Origin of the sequence: Litoreibacter roseus, assembly GCF_009811795.1 — a bacterium.
Classification (GTDB): domain Bacteria; phylum Pseudomonadota; class Alphaproteobacteria; order Rhodobacterales; family Rhodobacteraceae; genus Litoreibacter; species Litoreibacter roseus.
In genome coordinates, this window is sequence record NZ_BLJE01000001.1 from 595700 (window position 1) to 615239 (window position 19540).

16 protein-coding genes are annotated in these 19540 nt (G+C 60.3%); 11 read left to right on the forward strand and 5 right to left on the reverse strand.

Annotation, left to right across the window (positions count from 1 at the left end):
* Positions 1–32: 32 nt before the first annotated feature.
* The 3 genes from KIN_RS02990 to KIN_RS03000 form a co-directional block, all read right to left on the reverse strand.
* A complete protein-coding gene (locus KIN_RS02990) occupies positions 33–419 on the reverse strand; it encodes an MAPEG family protein (RefSeq protein WP_159804462.1) in 387 nt (128 codons plus the stop codon).
* 50 nt (positions 420–469) lie between these two features.
* Positions 470–3907: a pyruvate carboxylase gene (locus KIN_RS02995; protein WP_159804463.1), complete on the reverse strand. Its 3438-nt coding sequence runs from the start codon at positions 3905–3907 to the stop codon at positions 470–472.
* Positions 3908–3972: 65 nt separating this feature from the next.
* Positions 3973–5115: an alpha-hydroxy acid oxidase gene (locus tag KIN_RS03000; RefSeq protein ID WP_159805322.1), complete on the reverse strand. Its 1143-nt coding sequence runs from the start codon at positions 5113–5115 to the stop codon at positions 3973–3975.
* 102 nt (positions 5116–5217) lie between these two features.
* Between KIN_RS03000 and KIN_RS03005 the strand changes: the two genes are divergently transcribed.
* Both KIN_RS03005 and KIN_RS03010 read left to right on the forward strand, forming a co-directional pair.
* Positions 5218–7602, forward strand: a complete 2385-nt coding sequence (locus tag KIN_RS03005) for an ATP-dependent helicase (RefSeq protein ID WP_159804464.1) — start codon at positions 5218–5220, stop codon at positions 7600–7602.
* Between the two features lie 23 nt (positions 7603–7625).
* Positions 7626–8264 (forward strand): DUF998 domain-containing protein, encoded by a 639-nt coding sequence (locus tag KIN_RS03010; protein ID WP_159804465.1) that lies wholly within the window; start codon positions 7626–7628, stop codon positions 8262–8264.
* 157 nt (positions 8265–8421) lie between these two features.
* On the opposite strand, the gene KIN_RS03015 is transcribed toward KIN_RS03010, so the two are convergent.
* Positions 8422–9021 carry a LysE family translocator gene (locus KIN_RS03015; protein WP_159804466.1) on the reverse strand — a complete coding sequence of 200 codons (600 nt, stop codon included), beginning with the start codon at positions 9019–9021 and terminating at the stop codon, positions 8422–8424.
* A 73-nt stretch (positions 9022–9094) separates the two neighbouring features.
* On the opposite strand from KIN_RS03015, the gene KIN_RS03020 reads away from it, so the two are divergent.
* Entirely contained in the window at positions 9095–9547 is a 453-nt protein-coding gene (locus KIN_RS03020) for an Lrp/AsnC family transcriptional regulator (protein WP_159804467.1), read from the forward strand.
* A gap of 196 nt (positions 9548–9743) precedes the next feature.
* On the opposite strand, the gene KIN_RS03025 is transcribed toward KIN_RS03020, so the two are convergent.
* Complete coding sequence (locus KIN_RS03025) at positions 9744–9953, reverse strand: DUF1127 domain-containing protein (RefSeq protein ID WP_159804468.1); 210 nt, start codon at positions 9951–9953, stop codon at positions 9744–9746.
* Between the two features lie 304 nt (positions 9954–10257).
* Here KIN_RS03025 and KIN_RS03030 point away from each other — a divergent pair, with 304 nt between their 5' ends.
* The 8 genes from KIN_RS03030 (at position 10258) to mraY (ending at position 19540) form a co-directional block, all read left to right on the forward strand.
* Positions 10258–11328: an Mrp/NBP35 family ATP-binding protein gene (locus KIN_RS03030; RefSeq protein ID WP_159804469.1), complete on the forward strand. Its 1071-nt coding sequence runs from the start codon at positions 10258–10260 to the stop codon at positions 11326–11328.
* Positions 11329–11847: 519 nt separating this feature from the next.
* Positions 11848–12369, forward strand: a complete 522-nt coding sequence (mraZ, locus tag KIN_RS03035; RefSeq protein WP_159804470.1) for a division/cell wall cluster transcriptional repressor MraZ — start codon at positions 11848–11850, stop codon at positions 12367–12369.
* A 4-nt stretch (positions 12370–12373) separates the two neighbouring features.
* A complete protein-coding gene (gene rsmH / locus KIN_RS03040; RefSeq protein ID WP_159804471.1) occupies positions 12374–13372 on the forward strand; it encodes a 16S rRNA (cytosine(1402)-N(4))-methyltransferase RsmH in 999 nt (332 codons plus the stop codon).
* A complete protein-coding gene (gene ftsL, locus KIN_RS03045) occupies positions 13372–13740 on the forward strand; it encodes a cell division protein FtsL (RefSeq protein WP_159804472.1) in 369 nt (122 codons plus the stop codon). Before rsmH ends, ftsL begins: the two co-directional genes overlap by 1 nt.
* Positions 13737–15521: a peptidoglycan D,D-transpeptidase FtsI family protein gene (locus KIN_RS03050; protein ID WP_159804473.1), complete on the forward strand. Its 1785-nt coding sequence runs from the start codon at positions 13737–13739 to the stop codon at positions 15519–15521. Before ftsL ends, KIN_RS03050 begins: the two co-directional genes overlap by 4 nt.
* A 13-nt stretch (positions 15522–15534) precedes the next feature.
* Positions 15535–17019 carry a UDP-N-acetylmuramoyl-L-alanyl-D-glutamate--2,6-diaminopimelate ligase gene (locus KIN_RS03055; protein ID WP_159804474.1) on the forward strand — a complete coding sequence of 495 codons (1485 nt, stop codon included), beginning with the start codon at positions 15535–15537 and terminating at the stop codon, positions 17017–17019.
* Complete coding sequence (locus tag KIN_RS03060; RefSeq protein WP_159804475.1) at positions 17019–18452, forward strand: UDP-N-acetylmuramoyl-tripeptide--D-alanyl-D-alanine ligase; 1434 nt, start codon at positions 17019–17021, stop codon at positions 18450–18452. The genes KIN_RS03055 and KIN_RS03060 overlap by 1 nt, the downstream gene beginning before the upstream one ends.
* A 2-nt stretch (positions 18453–18454) precedes the next feature.
* Positions 18455–19540, forward strand: coding sequence for a phospho-N-acetylmuramoyl-pentapeptide-transferase (mraY, locus tag KIN_RS03065; protein WP_159804476.1), 1086 nt, complete (start codon positions 18455–18457; stop codon positions 19538–19540).

Here is a 19540-nt window from a genome sequence, read left to right on the forward strand (position 1 = left end):
CGCCGCCGTAAAAATAGCAGACAAAACAGCGGTCAAAAAAGCGCGTGGGCCAGATTTCCGAAGGCCAGAAAGATCAACAGTCCGAACGTCGTCGCCATGGTGATCTGACGTTTGCCGACTGGCTCCGGCACCTGAGACATCCAGTAGGCATGACCCATACGCGACGCCAAGATCAACGCGCCGAATATGTGAAGCACCCATGCTGGGGTGCCCTGAAGCTCCGCGCAGAGCAGCAGCAGGATTAAAATCGGCGCGTATTCTGAGCAGTTGCCATGGGCCCGTATCCGTTGCCTTAGATCAGCATCTTCACCATCGCCATAGATTGCTTTGGCGGCCATTCGGCCTTTCACGACCCGCATCGTCAGCGCGACGTATAGAAGCGCCGTAAGCGCCAGATAGATGGGTGTCACGCTGATCATCTGGTCCTGTCCTTTTCTGCAAGGGGGTGGCTACGTGCCCACCGTTCGGATCATTCCAGTTCAATCAGCAGGTCCTTGGCATCGATCTGCCCGCCAGGCGTCACATGAACTGCCTTGATCCTGGCGTCCCGCTCTGCGTGAATCCCGGTTTCCATCTTCATCGCTTCGATGGTCAACAGCAGATCGCCGCTTTTCACCTTGCTGCCCGCCTGCGCAGCGACCGTCGCCACCACGCCTGGCATCGGCGCGCCGATATGATCAGCGTTGCCGACCTCGGCCTTGGGGCGTTTCGCAGAGACAGCCGCGACCTTGCGGTCAGGCACGCGAATGACCCGCGGCTGGCCGTTCAACTCGAAGAAGATCTTGGCTTCGCCGTCGTCATTCGTCTCGCCACGGGCCTGCATCCGGATCTCAAGGGTTTTGCCAGGCGCGATCTCGACGCTGATCTCCTCTCCGGCGTCCATGCCGTAGAAGAAGGTTCGAGTCGGCAGGGTCCGAACCGGACCGTACACCCGATGGCGCCCCATATAGTCGAGGAAGACCTTCGGATACATCAGGTATCCGTTCAGATCTTCATCATCAATTGCCATCCCTTCCAACTGCTCAGAGAGGCTGGCGCGGGTGGCTTCCAGATCGACCGGCTCCATTTCCGCGCCGGGGCGCTTTGTGAACGGTTTTTCGCCCTTCAGGATCTTCTTCTGGATCGCCTTTGGCCAGCCGCCGGGCGGTTGCCCAAGATTGCCACGCATCATGTCGATGACGCTTTCGGGGAAGGCCACGTCGGTCTTGGGGTCTTCCACCTGTTGCCGGGTCAAACCTTGGCTCACCATCATAAGTGCCATATCCCCCACGACCTTCGACGACGGCGTCACCTTCACGATGTCGCCGAACATCTGGTTCACATCCGCATAAGTCTGGGCAACTTCGTGCCAGCGATCCTCAAGGCCGACCGAGCGCGCCTGCGCCTTCAGATTTGTGAACTGACCGCCGGGCATTTCGTGCAGATAGACCTCCGAGGCGGGGGCCTGCATACCGCTTTCGAAGGCCGCATATTGTCCGCGCACCGCTTCCCAATAGTCGCTGATCTGGCGTACGGTTTTGATGTCGAGCCCCGTATCGCGGTCCGTATGGGCCAACGCCTCGACCACCGACCCCAACGTCGCCTGAGAGGTATTCCCGCTCAGCGCATCCATGGCACAATCCACCGCGTCCACGCCCGCCTCGGACGCCGCCAGAATGGTGGCAATCGCAACGCCTGCGGTGTCGTGTGTGTGAAAGTGGATCGGCAGCCCCACTTCTTCTTTCAGCGCTTTGATCAGCTGACGTGCTGCTGCAGGTTTCAGCAGGCCGGCCATGTCTTTCAAACCCAAGACATGCGCGCCCGCCGCCTTCAGATCCTTGCCCATGGCAACATAGTATTTCAGATCGTATTTCGCACGATCGGGGTTCAGGATGTCGCCTGTGTAGCAGATCGTGCCTTCGCAAACCTTGTTGGCCTCTTGCACGGCATCCATGGCGACGCGCATATTTTCCACCCAGTTTAGGCTGTCAAAAACGCGGAAGACGTCGACGCCGGTCTCGGCAGCCTGCCGGACAAATTCCTGCACCACATTGTCAGGGTAGTTCGTATAGCCAACCCCATTCGAGGCGCGCAGCAACATCTGCGTCATCACATTGGGCATGGCCTTTCGCAGATCGCGGAGCCGCTGCCACGGGCATTCCTGCAGGAACCTGTAGGCCACGTCGAATGTGGCGCCCCCCCAGCATTCCATCGAAAAAAGCCCGGGCATATTGGCTGCATAGGTCGGCGCAACACGTATCATGTCGATGGACCGCATCCGGGTGGCCAAAAGCGACTGGTGTCCGTCGCGCATGGTGGTATCGGTGATCAGCAATTGCTTCTGCGCGCTCATCCAATCGGCAGCCGCTTGCGGCCCATCCTCTTCAAGGATGTTTCGTGTGCCGCGCGGCGGCTCACCTTTCGGGGCGGGCGCTTTCGGGATTCGCCACTCGCTGGGCATAGGGCGGCCCTCGGTCTCGGGGTGTCCGTTTACGGTGATGTCGGCGATATAAGTCAGGATCTTGGTCGCACGGTCCTGCCTACTCTTGAAATCAAACAGCTCCGGCGTGTCGTCGATGAACTTGGTCGAATATTCATAGTTCAGAAATGTCGGGTGCTTCAGCAGGTTCTCGACAAAGGCGATGTTGGTCGACACGCCCCGAATCCGAAACTCACGCAGGGCGCGGTCCATCCGCTTGATTGCCGCTTCGGGCGTCGGCGCCCATGCAGTGACCTTTGTCAAAAGCGAGTCGTAATATCGCGTGATAACGGCGCCGGAATAGGCCGTACCACCATCCAGGCGTATGCCCATGCCCGTGGCGGAGCGATAGGTGGTAATCCGGCCATAATCCGGAATGAAATTGTTTTGCGGGTCTTCTGTGGTCACGCGACATTGCAAGGCATGGCCATCCAGTTGGATATCGTACTGGCTTGCGCATCCCGTCGCCTCGACCAGAGACTTGCCTTCAGAGATCAGAATCTGCGCCCGGACGATGTCGATGCCCGTGACCTCTTCCGTCACGGTGTGTTCGACCTGCACGCGCGGATTGACCTCGATGAAGTAGAACTCGCCCGAGTCCATATCCATCAGAAATTCGACCGTGCCCGCGCATTCGTAATTCACATGTTCGCAGATTTTCTTGCCCAACGCGCAGATCTGTTCGCGCTGGGTGCCGCTCAGATAGGGGGCCGGAGCGCGCTCGACCACCTTTTGGTTGCGCCGCTGGACCGAGCAATCCCGTTCCCACAGGTGGTAAATCTGGCCATGATGGTCGCCGAGGATCTGAACTTCCACATGGCGGGCTCGGGTGATCATCTTTTCCAGATAACCTTCGCCGTTGCCAAAGGCCGCTTCTGCCTCCCGGCGGCCTTCAAGCACCTTTTCTTCCAGCTCATCCTCGCCGAAGATCGGTCGCATTCCACGACCGCCGCCGCCCCAGGACGCCTTCAGCATCAGCGGGTAACCGATTTCCGCCGCTTCTTTCTTGATCTTGGCCATGTCGTCGCCAAGAACTTCAGTGGCGGGGATGACGGGCACGCCGGCCTCGATGGCGACCTTCCGAGCCGAGGCCTTGTCGCCAAGGGCGCGCATGGTATCGGCCTTGGGGCCGATGAAGGTGATGTTGTTAGCCGCGCAGGCATCCACGAAATCAGGGTTTTCGGACAACAAGCCATAACCCGGATGGATCGCATCGGCACCGGACATTTTCGCCACGCGAATAATCTCTTCAATGCTCAGATACGCTGCGACAGGTCCCAGACCTTCGCCGATCCGGTAGGCCTCGTCCGCCTTGAAGCGATGCAGACCCAGCTTGTCCTCTTCGGCATAGACCGCGACCGTCTTCTTTCCCATCTCATTTGCCGCCCGCATGATACGGATCGCAATCTCACCGCGGTTCGCAATCAAGATTTTCTGGAAGTCGGCCATCGCACATGCCCCTCTTATTTTGCAGTCGCAGCATCTCTAAGGAGTTAACGCCGCTACGTAAACACTCACAACTGGGTAGCGCGCAGTCGTTCTGGGACATCGGTCAGCGTACGGGTGCCCATCTGGCCCATATTGGCCTGCATATCCTTGATCAGGATATCCGCCAGATGGGCAGGACCAGCCTCGCCCAATGCACCGAGGGCATAGTGCCATGCCCGGCCCATCATGACGAAATCCGCCCCAAGCGCGAGGGCGCGCAGAATGTCGAGTCCGCTTTCAATGCCGCTGTCGAAAATCACCGGTAGGCTGGTTGCCGCTCGAATAACAGGAAGCGCCTCGATCGTAGCGGGGGAGGCATCAAACTGGCGACCTGCGTGGTTCGAGACCCAGATGGCATCGACGCCTTCGTCCTCGAGCTTCGCCGCGTCCTCGGCCTGCAGCACGCCCTTGACCAGAAGCGGCCCGTCCCACGCCTCGCGCAGGACTTTCACGTAGTCCCAATCTGGCGACGTACGCAGAATATATCCCACATGCTGGTTCGACGGCAGAGAGCCTTGATGGTTCGAATAGCTGTCCATCAGCTTCATACGCGGCATTCCGGTCTGCCGGATGCCATTGAGCCAAACGGGACAGCGGGCCGCCTGTGCAATAAGACGTCCGGTCAATTTGGGTGGCTGAGTCAGACCGCCCCGCGTCTGACGCTCTCTGCGCGAGGCGACCGGCACATCCACAGTCAGGATCAGCGCCGTGAACCCCGCCGCCTTGGCCCGCGCCAGCATATCCGCGCGAATGTCCGGATCACGCGGCGGATACATCTGAAACCACGCGTGGTCCCCCAGATGCGGCGCGACGTCCTCGGGTGTTTGTGTGGCGACGGTGCTCAGCCCATAGGGAATGCCCAGTGTCGCGGCGGCCTTGGCCAGTGTCTGTTCGGCACCGGGCCAGATCAGTCCTGACATGCCCACAGGCGCGATCCCGAAGGGCAAGGGCATGTCATGGCCGAACAGCGTTGTCCTGAGGCTCGGTTCGAATTCTCCATGCAGAACCGACGGGTTCAACAGCACTTCATCCAGCTTGCTGCGATTGCGCGCCAGCGTCGCCTCGTTGCCCGTGGCGCTGTCCAGATATTCCCAGACGAAATGGGGGATGCGACGTTTCGCGCGGGTTTTCAGATCGGAGATCGCGGGGTATCGGCTGTGCAGGTCCATCATTTCCTTGTCAGGACAATCGCTTGTGATGTCCAGTCCGGCAAATGGAACGAAATGCGAACAAGTCTTTAACTTGCAGACCTATCGCGCTATCTTTTCGCCATGAGCACTTTTGATGATGCAGATGCCTTTGAGGCCGCCGTGACGCCCTTGTCCCAACGCGCGATGAGCGCGCGCGCTGCGCCGTATCTTGACGATCTCAATCCGGCCCAACGCGAAGCGGTCGAGACGCTGGACGGTCCTGTCCTGATGTTAGCGGGTGCAGGCACCGGGAAAACCAAGGCCCTGACCACGCGCATCGCGCATTTGCTGACCACTGGCCGCGCGCGCTCGAACGAAATTCTGGCGGTGACCTTTACGAACAAGGCTGCGCGCGAGATGAAAAACCGCGTCGGTCGTCTGCTGGGCGAGGCGGTCGAAGGTGTTCCGTGGCTGGGCACTTTTCATGCCATCGGCGTCAAGCTTCTGCGCCGCCATGCGGAGCTGGTCGGCCTGAAGTCGAACTTTACCATTCTGGACACAGACGACCAACTGCGCCTGCTCAAGCAGTTGATCGCGGCAGAAAACATCGACGAGAAACGGTGGCCGCCCCGGATGCTTTCGGGGCTCATCGACGGTTGGAAAAACCGCGCTTATACGCCGGAAAGTCTGCCAGCGTCCGAAGCGGGTGCATTCAATCACCGTGGCGGCGAATTGTACGCTCAGTATCAGGACCGCCTGAAAACCCTGAATGCCGTGGACTTCGGCGATCTACTCCTGCACATGGTCACGATCTTTCAGCAGAATGACGACGTGCTGGCGCAATACCAGCGATGGTTCAAATACATCCTCGTGGACGAATATCAGGACACAAACGTTGCCCAATACATGTGGCTGCGCCTCTTGGCGTCCGGTCACAAGAACATTTGCTGCGTAGGCGATGACGATCAGTCGATCTATGGCTGGCGCGGGGCAGAGGTGGGCAACATCCTGCGGTTCGAGAAGGATTTCGAAGGCGCGAAAGTCGTACGTCTGGAACAGAATTACCGCTCCACCGAACATATTCTGGGGGCGGCATCGGGCGTGATCGAGGCCAATAAGGGCCGCTTGGGCAAGACGCTGTTCACCGAAGCCAAGGGTGGCGAGAAGGTCCGCCTCATCGGTCACTGGGATGGTGAGGAAGAAGCCCGCTGGATCGGTGAAGAGATCGAAGCGATGCAATCCGGTACGCGCGGGATGCATCCGTTCTCGCTCAACCAGATGGCCATTCTGGTGCGCGCCTCCCATCAGATGCGCGCCTTCGAGGACAGATTCCTGACCATCGGTCTGCCTTACCGCGTCATCGGCGGGCCCCGGTTTTACGAACGTCTCGAGATCCGCGATGCGATGGCCTACTTCCGGCTGGTCGTATCGTCTGACGATGATCTGGCCTTTGAGCGCATTGTGAATACGCCCAAACGGGGACTAGGCGACAAAGCACAGCAGAAAATCCAGATGATGGCGCGGACCAATGGCGTGTCTCTCTTTGAGGGGGCCAAGCTTCTGCTGGCCGCGAAGGGATTGACGGGCAAGGGCGCGGCAGAACTTCAGAAGCTGGTTGATGGCTTGGATCGCTGGGGCCGCATTCAACGCGGGACCGAGATGAGCCATATCGAACTGGCCGAAATGGTACTAGAGGAGTCCGGCTACACCGAGATGTGGCAGAACGACAAGACGCCCGAGGCGCCGGGGCGGTTGGATAACCTTAAGGAACTGATCAAAGCGTTGGAGCAGTTTGAAAACCTGCAAGGTTTCCTCGAACACATCGCGCTGGTGATGGACAATGATAGCGAGGATGCGGCTGAGAAAGTCAGTGTCATGACCCTGCACGCCGCCAAGGGGTTGGAGTTTCCCGCGGTCTTTCTACCGGGCTGGGAGGACGGCTTGTTCCCGTCCCAACGCTCCATGGATGAAAGCGGCCTCAAGGGGCTCGAGGAAGAGCGCAGGCTGGCCTATGTGGGCATCACCCGCGCGGAGGAGGTCTGCACGATTTCCTTCGCGGGCAACAGGCGGGTCTACGGACAGTGGCAGTCGTCCATGCCGTCGCGTTTCATTGACGAATTGCCTGAAGAGCATGTTGAGGTTTTGACGCCCCCCGGTCTTTACGGCCATCAGGGTGGCAACGCGGCCACCGCATCCCCTGTCATGGCCGCCTTGGGCGAAAGCGATCTGCAGGAAAAGGCCGCAAACGCAAATGTCTACAACTCACCTGGCTGGCGGCGTCTTCAGGAGCGTCAGACCAGACGCGGCATGAGCCAACCCCGCGAAAGCGCCAATATCGTGATTGATGCGCAGGCCATCTCGGCCTTTACCGTGGGAGACCGCGTGTTCCATCAGAAGTTCGGCTACGGCGAAGTGGCCGCCATCGAGGGCGACAAACTGGACGTGGCCTTCGACAAGGCCGGAACCAAGAAGGTCGTTTCCAAGTTTATCGTAGCAGCGGAGAGTGCGGGCGACGTACCCTTCTGACCGCGCGGTTTTGGGGGTGAGACATGTCTGGTAAACTCGAGCACGCACGCACACTTCACCCCTCGCTCCTGAAATTCTGTGGCTATCTGGCTATTTTCGGGGCCATCGCACTGGTGGTGGGTAACATCTGGGGCAGCCTCGTGGTGCCCGATCATGACTGGGTCGCCGATACGGTCTCTGACTTGGCGGCGGGCGAATACGAAATCATTCAGGACTTTGCGCTTTATCTTTATGCGGCGGGCCTTCTTGGTTTGGCGCTGGCGGGTGCGCATTTCCACGCGGGCAAGCGCTGGTGGTCTGCAGGCATCCTGTCCCTCGCCATCCTTGCCGCGCTGGTCGTCGTCATCGGCGCACGCAACGAGTATGGCGACGGCGACAACGAGGGCGTCGTTATTCATATCTACCTCGTCTACGGGCTGGGGGTCTTCTTCCTGATCGCCCCCCTCAGTCTGGCCCGAGGTCTTGCCAAACGGTCCACTCGGGACGCCATGATCTCCCGCGGGTGCGCCATCGCGTGGGGCATCGCCGCGCCGATTTTCTTCTTTTTGCCGACGGAATTCGACGGCCTCTGGGAGCGCGGGCTTGGCGTCATCACGGTGATTTGGGTCATCATGATGGGCCTCCATTTCCTAAGGGCCGCGCAGGATTTGGCAGAGAGCTAAGATCCCAGATCTACGCGGATCAGCAGCCGGGAATAATTCTTATTGCCACTTGCGGTGATCGTGTAAGTGCCGCCGCGTGGTCCGGTATAGCAACGGGAGGTGTAGGTTCGGCGGGGCGTGTAGGTTTCGCGGTTTGGACGGGTTGAAGCGCGAGATCTCATCCGTTCGGCCAGATCACCGGATAAAGTGACGCCACCAGAAGAACAGCCATCAGCCAGTTGAAGGCGCGCAGGCGGGCAGGGTTTGTCAGAACGCGGCGCATTTGCTGGCCAAGAATTGTCCAACTGCTGACCGACGGCAAATTGATAGCCCCGAAGATCACGGCGACCATACCGATGGCAAACAGCGTCTGTTCGGGGGCGTAGACGCTGACGGCGGTCAGGGCCATGGCCCAGGCCTTCGGGTTCACCCATTGGAAGGCGGCCGCCTGCAGGAATGTCATGGGTGTGCCGCCGGCCTCGCCCTCTTTGGGCGGTGCGGCATTGGCGATCTTCCACGCCAGATACAAGAGATACGCCACGCTGAAGACCTTCAACACGGTGTGGCTGACGGGATAGCGGTCGAAAATCTGCACCAGACCGACGCCCACAAGAACGACCATCAGCACGAAGCCCAGCCCCACACCAAGCATATGCGGGATCGTCCGTCGGAACCCGAAATTGGCACCCGACGCCATCAGCATCAGATTGTTGGGCCCAGGCGTGATCGACGACACGAAGGCAAACAGGGCAAGGGCGGAGAGGATGTCATAACTCATACCGCAACGTTAGGCTGGTCCAGACCGATTTTGGTTGCGTCTTGATGGGCCTCACGGCAAAATTGCGCAATTGATGACGAAATTTGATCAGATAAACGAGAGAATATTGCAAGCTCTGTCCGAAGATGGACGTATGAGTAACATTGATTTGGCCGAAAAGGTGGGCCTGTCGCCCTCCGCCTGTCTCAGACGCGTGCAAGATCTTGAGCGAACCGGTGTGATCCGGGGATACCGGGCCGTGCTGGACCGCGCCAAGCTGGGCGCGGGCTTCGTGGCCTATATCGGCGTCGGCCTGTCGGATCACTCAAAGGCCAGCCAAGAGGCCTTCGAGCGCTCGATCTCCCGCTCGTCCCATGTGCGCGAGTGCCATAACATCACCGGCACAATTGAATACCTCTTACGCGTCGAATGTATCGACATCGCTGACTACAAGCATTTCCACACCGAAATTCTGGGGGTCCTGCCTCAGGTGAACTCCATCACCTCCTACGTCGTCATGGGATCGCCCAAAGACGAACGCGCTTAAAAGGGTCGACGCATAAAAAAACGGCGGTACCAGGGAGGAGGCGGTACCGCCGTTCGCAGTCACGAGATACCCAGGGAGGAGGAAGGGCAGCCCGTATTCGGTTGTTTCGTGGCGACGATCCCGAGGGAGGATCGAGATCGTCGCCGGAGACATAATGGGATCCAAGGGAGGAGGCAGATCACATTATGCTAACTGGTCAGCTATAGGCCGCCTCGTAGGCGATGCGGCGCAGGATCGAACGGCTCAGGCCGAGGTCATTCAACTCACGGTCTGTCAGGGCCGACAGCTCGTTGAGCGTCTGGCGATAAAGACGGTACTGCGCATAGCGCTGCTTCAATTCCGCGACGAACCCGCCAAGATGTGCGGCGGAGCCTGCGCGCGACTGGGATTGGGTTGTGAACGACATTCTTTTTCCTTTAAACTTTGCCTGTAAGAGCTTTGGCCCGCACGGCCTGCTCTCGTTTCTTGTCTCAATATTTAGGGAATTGCTGCGCCGCCACAATAGCGCAAGTTTCAATGCTGCTATGCAGCAAATGCATGGCTTAACTATCTGTAAACATTGCGTTACCTAGCGGAAGATTGGCCAGAATTCGCGCAAAATTTAGCTGAAATCCTGTTCACGCCGCCCACAATATAGCCGTTTCATGTATCAAGCCTTGCACCTGCGCGCGGGGCGTCTCATTTAGATCACAGGTCAAGGGGGAAATGGCATGTCGGTCACGCGCGAAAATGTGCTCAACGCACTGTCCACTATCGGGCTGCCCAGCGGCGGGGACCTTGTTTCGCTCGATATGATCCGCGCTGTCTCGATTCAGAACGACTCCGTCAGCTTTGTCATCGAAGCCCCTGCAGATGATGCCCCACGCATGGAACCTGTCCGCGCCGCCGCCGTGAGGATGGTCGAGGCCCTCGACGGCGTCAGCCAAGTGTCTGCTGTTCTGACCGCCCACCGCCCCGCAGATGCAAAACCCGCGGCGCCTTCCCTCAAAGTGGGACGGCATCCCACCCCGCAGGCGGGTCCGACAAAACCTGCAGGCGTTGACCGCATTGTTGCGATCGCGTCTGGCAAGGGCGGTGTCGGCAAGTCCACACTGTCTTCTAACCTCGCCATCGCGCTGGCGCGGCAGGGGCGGCGGGTTGGCCTGCTTGATGCCGATATTCACGGCCCCTCTCAACCGCGCATGATGGGGGTGTCTGGAAAGCCCGCATCCCCGGACGGCAAAACGATCCTGCCCCTGCACGGCCACGGCGTCACTGTTATGTCCATTGGTCTGATGATGGACCCCGACAAGGCGGTCGTCTGGCGGGGTCCTATGTTAATGGGTGCCTTACAGCAGATGCTGGGGCAGGTGGCATGGGGCGATCTGGACATTCTTTTGGTTGATCTGCCACCGGGCACCGGGGATGTGCAGCTCACACTTTGTCAGAAAACCCAGATGACCGGCGCCATTGTCGTATCGACCCCTCAGGATGTGGCACTTCTGGATGCGCGCAAGGCACTTGATATGTTCGACACCCTAAATACCCCGGTTCTGGGGCTGGTGGAGAATATGTCTATGTATGTCTGCCCTGATTGCGGGCGAGAGGCACATATCTTTGGCCACGGCGGTGTGCGGGATGAGGCCAAGCGCCTGAACCTGCCGTTTTTGGGGGAGATCCCGCTTGATCTGGATATCCGACTGGCGGGCGATGCAGGCACGCCCGTTGCTTTGACCGACGGTCCGGTTGCAGATGCCTACAAAGCTCTGGCCAAACGTTTGATCGACGACGGCTTGGCTTAAAGCTGGATTCGCGATCCACGAATCACTTTTTCCTGACAGATCTGTGCAAAGAGAGGTGGATTTCGTCGGTTTCCAAAGTTTTTTGGAAAAATATTGCACTTTATCCCACCCCCATTACGGCACCTCATGTAGTAGGCAGCGCATATCGAAGGCGCAATCTGTAGATGCTACGAAGCTCTAAACACCCTTGGGTTGCATCAGATTCCATCGTTACCCATAGAAAACCCATAAAGTGGGATTGATTTCCAAACGGCTTCCGGTAAGTTGGTTTCCAAGATGAGCAGAGCATAACAAGGGGCAATAAGAACCCCATAAGGCGACCGAAAAGGTTTCATACAGGCACCCTGTTTCATCAAACATCGTTCGGTCCTGCGCGAGCAGACATCCCCCCAGGTGGCGCGGACCGAACACCTCCCCTAGTGGGACGAGGGCGGCGGATTGGGCAGTGGCAGCAGCTCAATCCGCCGTTTCCATTTCAAGCAGACATCTGGGCGGGACGGGACAAGGGCGCGCGGCAACGTGGCACGGACGTTTAGAGGCGACAGCATCCATAAGGTGGATGCGAAGGGCAGGGTGTCTATCCCGGCCAGCTTCCGTCGTGCATTGGAGGAAGGCGATCCCGACTGGACCGAAGGCCTGTCCCCTAAGTTCGTTCTGGTGTTCGGCGGCAAGCAACAGAAATTCCTCGAAGTGTACACGAAAGAAGCGGCGGCAGAGGTCGATGACCGGATCCGCAAGCTTCCGCGCGGCACACCACAACGCCGCGTGCTGGAAAACCTCTTTGGCGCTCAGGCGGTGGAACTGTCCATCGACGACGCGGGCCGTATGATCCTGTCGCCGTCCTTGCGCGAAAAGATCGGCATCGACGACCAAGCCAACTTTATCGGCGCAACAGACACATTCCAGATTTGGGCGCCCGACGACCGTCAGGATCAGGTCGAGGACCTCGATGACTGGATCAGCGCACAGGGCGACGATTTCGATCCGCTCACGCTGTTGCAGCTGGCGGACGCGCCGAACCCTGTGTCCCGGCAGGAGTAGGTCGATGATCGCTGCCGCGTCTGATCATCCAGAAGGGGCCGCACCGCATCTGCCCGTTCTCATTGATGCAATTCTCGAGCGCGTCGAGTGCACGGGCACTTGGCTTGATGGCACATTCGGCGCCGGTGGCTACGCCCGCGCGCTGCTGGATGCGGGGGCCACGTCTGTTATTGGTATTGACCGCGATCCACTGGCCTTCGAGATGGCGGCACCTTGGGCCGATACATATGACCGACTTACGCTTATTCCCGGCGTATTCTCGCAACTGGACATCTTGGCGGGCGATCACGGCCCCCTGAGCGGCGTCGTGCTGGATCTGGGTGTTTCCTCCATGCAGCTTGACCGGGCCGAGCGCGGCTTTTCCTTCCTGCGCGACGGGCCGCTCGACATGCGTATGGGGCAGGATGGGCCGTCTGCGGCGGATCTGATCAACACGGCTTCCGAGGATGTGCTGGCCGATATTCTGTTCCAATACGGGGAAGAGCGCGCCTCCCGCCGGATCGCCAAGGCCATCATCGCGGCTCGGCCCCTGTCCACCACGGGTCAGCTTGTGACGGCCATCGAAGGCGTTCTGCCAAAAGGCAAGCCGGGACAGAGCCATCAGGCCACCCGCAGTTTTCAGGCCATTCGCATCGCGATCAATGACGAGCTGGGCGAGGTGATCGGCGGGCTGGAAGCCGCAGAACGCGCCTTGGCCCCCGGCGGGTATCTCGCCGTCGTTACCTTTCATTCTCTGGAAGACCGAGTGGTGAAGAAGTTTTTTGCGTCGCGCGCAGGCCGCAGCGGCGGCGGCAACCGGTATGCGCCCGAAACAAAGACAGAGGCCGCAACCTTCGAACCCGTCACCAAGCGTGCGGTCGTGGCGGACGCGGACGAATTGGCCCGAAACCCCCGATCGCGCTCGGCCAAACTGCGCATCGGTCGCAGAACACAGGCACCCGCGCGTGCGCCGGACCGGGCCGGACTGGGGCTGCCGAAACTTGTCGGAAGGAGTGTCTTGTAATGCGTGGTCTTTTTTATGCGATGGCCGCTTTGGCCGTGATGGGGCTGGCGTACTGGGCCTACAATGAAAACTACAAAACCCAGGACGCCCTGCGCGAAGCCGCCCAACTCCAGCGCCAGATCGGCGACCAGCGCCAGACGCTTGCGATCCTGACGGCCGAATGGGCGTATCTCAACCGCCCCGAACGCCTGCGCGAACTGGCGGACATGAACTTTGCAAGACTACGCCTTCTGCCGATCACGCCGGAGCAGTTCGTGCCAGTCACCCAAGTGCCCTATCCGGTGCCTGTGTTCGACCTCAACGAGATCATCAACGCCATTGAGGTCAGCGGCGACGCAGATCCTGCCACAGAGGAGCCAGCCCAATGATCCGCACCCCGCTTCGCCCTCTGGCTCAAATTCTCGAAGCCCGGTCCGCCGGGCAGAACCCTGACCGGATCGAGCGTGAAAACATCCGCCTGCGCCACGAGCAGATGCGCGACAAGCTGCGCCAGCGGGCCGAAACCCGGCTTCTGGTTCTGGGCGTGCTCTTTCTGGTGGGCTTCACGCTTATCGGCACGCGGATGACCGTTCTGGCGTCGTCTGACCCGGTGGAACCGCAGGCCTCCGCCAGTGCCGCGCGCATCGTGGCGCAGCGGGCCAACATTGTGGACCGCCAAGGCCGCGTTCTGGCGACCAATCTGGCGACAAATTCCTTCTACGCGCAGCCCCCCCTGATGGTCGACCCAACGCGAGCGGCCAGCGAACTGATAAAGATCTTCCCCGACCTCGATGAAAAGGACCTGCTGGAGAAATTCACAGGTCCCCGTAAATTCCTCTGGATAAAGAAAAAACTCAGCCCAGAGCAGGTGCAGGCGGTGCACGATATCGGCGAGCCGGGGCTTTTGTTCGGTCCGCGGGAAATGCGGCTCTACCCCAACGGACGGCTTGCAGCCCATATTCTGGGCGGTGCGAGTTTCGGGCGTGAAGGCGTCCATTCGGCCGAGGTGATCGGTACAGCGGGCGTTGAGAAGGCGTTTGACGATTATCTGCGCGATCCCGCTCTGGACGGTGCGCCGCTGCAACTCAGCATCGACCTGTCCATTCAGGCCGCCGCGCGCCGGGTGCTCATGGGTGGCATGAAACTGATGAACGCCAAGGGCGCCACTGCGATTCTGATGGATGTCAAAACGGGCGAGTTGATCTCCATGACCTCGTTGCCCGATTTCGACCCGAACAGACGACCAAAACCCCTGATCAAGGGCGATCCCTCAGACAGCCCGCTGTTCAACCGGGCGGTGCAGGGCGTGTACGAACTGGGCTCCACCTTCAAGATATTCGCCGCCGCGCAAGCTCTGGAGCTGGGGCTTGTGAACCCGGCGACCATGATCGAGACCAAAGGACCCATGCGGTGGGGACGCCATCGCATTCGCGATTTCCACGATTACGGTCCCGAGTTGAGTGTCACGGATGTCATCGTCAAGTCCTCCAACATCGGCACGGCCCACATGGCGATCAACATCGGCACCGCCCGTCAGAAGGAGTTTCTGGCGCAGCTTGGCTTCACCACGCCAACCCCGGTCGAACTGGTCGAAGCACCCGGCGCGAAGCCCCTGCTGCCGCCGAAATGGTCCGATATCTCGACGATGACGATCAGCTACGGCCATGGTCTGGCCGCCAGCCCGCTGCATCTTGCTGCGGCCTACGCCACGATTGTAAACGGCGGCACCAAGGTCACCCCGACGCTCGTCAAGCAAATCGGCGAGCCGCCTCTTGGGCCACGCATCATCTCTGAACGCACGTCACTTCAGGCCCGTCAGATGCTCCGCGCCGTGGTGACCTCGGGCACCGCCTCCTTTGGCGAGGTGACCGGCTACAAGGTCGGTGGCAAGACAGGGACGGCAGACAAACCCAAACCGCAGGGCGGCTATCATAAGGACAAGGTCATCGCGACTTTTGCGTCGGCCTTTCCGATGGATGATCCGCAATATGTCCTGATCGTCACCCTTGATGAGCCGTCCGAGAACTCGGGCACGGAACCGCGCCGCACGGCTGGCTGGACAGCCGTTCCCGTGGCTGCTGAAATGATCCGCCGGGTCGCGCCCCTTTTGGGCTTGCGCCCGGCGTTGGACCCGGGCGATTTAGTGGGCGTGTCGCACACACGACTGTAGCTTGGGGGCAGATATGGCGCAGCAGAGGCGGAGAAGTCTCGCAGATCTGGGATTGACCGCGCAGGGCGGGCGCGATGTGACCATCACCGGGCTGTCTTTCGACAGTCGCGAAGTAAAACCCAGCCATCTCTTTGCGGCGCTTCCCGGTACCAAGTTTCACGGCGCCGATTTTATCAAATATGCGATCCGGATGGATGCCGCCGCGATCCTCACCGACCCTGTCGGAGCCGAGATCGCCGCCGACGTGCTGGACGATAGCGACGTAGCCTTGGTGATCACCGAAGACCCACGACAGGCGCTGGCCTATGCTGCAGCGCTCTGGTTCGGCGCGCAGCCCGCGCACATGGTGGCCGTAACTGGCACGAACGGGAAAACGTCCGTGGCCTCGTTCACCCGGCAGATCTGGCTGGAGCTTGCGCTGGAGGGGGTCAACATCGGCACAACAGGCGTCGAAGGTGCCTGGACCGCGCCGATGACCCACACCACACCCGAGCCGATAACCCTGCACCGGATGCTGGCAAAAATGGCCAGCGAAGGCGTCACCCACGCCGCGATGGAGGCATCGTCCCACGGCCTTTCCCAACGGCGGCTTGATGGCGTTCGGCTCTTGGCGGCGGCGTTCACCAATTTCACACAAGACCATCTGGATTATCACGACACGTTCGAAGCCTATTTCGACGCAAAGGCGCGGCTGTTCTCCCGCGTTCTGTCCCCGGATGGCGTAGCCGTTATCAACATGGACGACTCGCGCGGTCCCGACATGGCGGCGGTCGCGAAACGCCGGGGGCATAAACTGTTGCGCGTGGGGCATGATGACAAATGTGAGCTTCGCCTGATCGGACAGCGCTTCGATGCCACGGGTCAAGACATCCGGTTTGCCCACGGGGACGAGATGCATCAGGCCCGGTTGAACCTCATTGGCGGGTTCCAGGCCTCCAACGTGCTGGTTGCGGCCGGGCTTGCCATCGGGGCGGGATGTATTCCCGGCGAGGTCTTTGAAACGCTTCCGATGCTTCAAACGGTCCGGGGCCGGATGCAGAAGGCGGCCACCCGTGAAAACGGCGCGACGGTCTTTGTCGACTACGCCCATACCCCGGACGCCTTGGTGACCGCACTGCAGGCGATGCGCCCACATGTCATGGGGCGCTTGATCGTGGTGTTTGGTGCCGGTGGTGATCGTGACACGGGCAAACGTCCCCTCATGGGGGCGGCTGCGCGGGACCACGCGGACGTGGTATTTGTCACCGATGACAATCCCCGCAGCGAAGACCCCGCCGCGATCCGCGCCGCGGTGATGGAGGCGGTGCCCGATGCCACCGAAGTGGGCGACCGGGCCGAAGCCATTTTGCGCGGCGTCGATGCCCTCGGTCCCGGCGACACGCTTCTAATCGCTGGCAAGGGCCACGAAACGGGCCAGGCCGTTGGCGACGATATTCTGCCCTTTGACGATGTGGAGCAGGCCAGTGTCGCGGTTGCTGCGCTGGATGGGCGGCTTTGATGGCGCTCTGGACCGCGTCCGAGGCTGCGGCGGCCACCCATGGTCGCGCCACAACGGACTGGACCGCCGAGGGCGTGTCCATCGACACCCGCACGCTGGCGCCGGGCGATCTGTTTGTCGCCTTAAAAGACGTGCGCGACGGCCATGACTTCGTCGCTCAAGCGCTGGAAAACGGTGCCGCGGCAGCGTTGGTGTCCCGTGTGCCGGAAGGGGTGTCCGAAGATGCCCCGCTTCTGATCGTTGAGGATGTTCTGACCGCGTTGGAACAGATGGGCCGCGCCTCCCGCGCCCGGACACAGGCTAAAGTAATCGGCGTCACGGGCTCGGTTGGTAAAACCTCCACCAAGGAAATGCTGCGCGCCTGCCTTCAGGTGCAAGGCAAGACCCATGCGGCAGAGAAGAGCTACAATAATCACTGGGGTGTTCCCCTGACCCTTGCCCGGATGCCGCAGGACAGCCAGTTCGCGGTGATCGAGATCGGGATGAACCACCCCGGAGAAATCGCGCCGCTGTCCCAACTGGCCCGCCCGGATGTCGCGATCATCACCATCGTCGCCCCCGCCCACCTGGAGGCGTTCAATTCGGTCGAGGAAATCGCCGAGGAAAAGGCGTCGATCTTTGCTGGGCTCACACCAGACGGCATGGCCATCGTGAACGGTGATCTGGACCTGACGCCCATTCTGACCGCCCGCGCGCCGGGGACGTGCCTGACCTTCGGCCAGTCTGACACCTGCGACTGGATGCTGCTGGACGCCACGCCCGGACCGCTTACGACAGTGTGCCGCGCCCGGTTTGAAGGGCAGAGCTATCTGTTCAAGATCGGCGCGCCGGGCAGGCATTTTGCAATGAACGGTCTTGCTGCGCTCGCTGGTGTGGCGGCGGTGGACGGCGACATCGCGCAAGCCATCTTGGCACTGGGCAACTGGCAGCCCCCGGCGGGGCGCGGGCTGCGGTGTTTCATCGCGCTGGACGACATGGATGACCAGATCGGCATCGACCTGATTGACGACGCCTACAACGCCAATCCCGCCTCCATTGGCGCGGCGCTGGATATGCTGTCAGTTGCGGCACCTTCTGCCCCCCACGGCCGCCGCGTTGCAATTCTTGGGGACATGAAGGAGTTGGGGCCGACCGAGATCGAGCTTCACAGGGCGCTGGCCCGCCACCCGGCGATGGATCGGCTGGATGTCGTGCATTGCGTCGGGCCGCTGATGCGGCATCTGAGCGAGGCCTTGCCCGCTGAAAAACGGGGCCTCTGGGCCGAGACATCGGCGGAACTGGCCAGCCGCCCAACAAAGCTGACCCATGCGGGCGATGTCGCGATGGTCAAAGGCTCTTTGTCGATGAAGATGGCAGCAATCGTTGACGCGATCAGCAAATTGGGGGAAGCGGTTCCAAAAGAAGACCGCGAGAACAAGATGGGACAGCAGTAGATATGCTATATTGGCTAACGATTTTTTCAGACGGTGGCGATTTTTATAACCTTTTCAGATATATAACCTTTCGGGCCGGGGGCGCGTTCTTCACCGCGCTGATCTTCGGTTTTTTGTTCGGCAAGCCGCTCATCAATCTCTTGCGGCGGAAGCAGACCCACGGACAGCCTATTCGCGATGATGGTCCGGAAAGCCATCTGCTGACCAAGCAGGGCACGCCCACTATGGGCGGTGTGCTCATTCTGGGGGCCCTGATCCTGTCCACGCTGCTTTGGGCGCGGCTCGACAACGGCTTTGTCTGGGTTGTGCTTCTGGTCACCATGGGCTTCGGCGCCATCGGGTTTGTCGATGATTATGCCAAGGTCAGCAAGAACACCCATGCGGGTGTGCCCGGCAAGGTGCGCTTGGCTGTCGGGTTTGCCATTGCTGCGGTGGCGGGGTTCGTTGCGACCCAACTTCATCCGGTCGAATTGACCAATCAACTGGCCCTGCCGGTGTTCAAAGACACACTGATCAACCTCAGCTTTATGTTCATCCCGTTTGCGATGGTCGTGATCGTAGGAGCCGCGAACTCGGTCAACCTGACAGACGGTCTGGACGGGCTGGCCATCATGCCCGTCATGATCGCCGCCGCTGCCCTTGGTGTGATTGCCTACGCCGTGGGCCGGGTCGATTTCACCGAATATCTGGACGTGCATTATGTGCCCGGCACCGGGGAGCTTCTGATTTTCACCGCCGGTCTGATCGGGGGGGGCCTCGGGTTTCTCTGGTACAACGCCCCGCCCGCCGCGGTCTTCATGGGCGACACCGGTTCACTGGCCTTGGGCGGCGCGCTTGGCGCCATCGCGGTGCTGACCAAACACGAGCTTGTGCTGGCGATCATCGGTGGGCTTTTCATCGCCGAGACCCTCAGCGTGATCATTCAGGTACTCTACTTCAAACGCACGGGAAAACGCGTTTTCCTGATGGCCCCGATCCATCACCACTTTGAGAAAAAGGGCTGGGCCGAGCCGCAGATCGTTATCCGCTTCTGGATCATCTCGCTCATCCTTGCGATGATCGGGCTGGCCACCCTGAAGGTTCGGTAA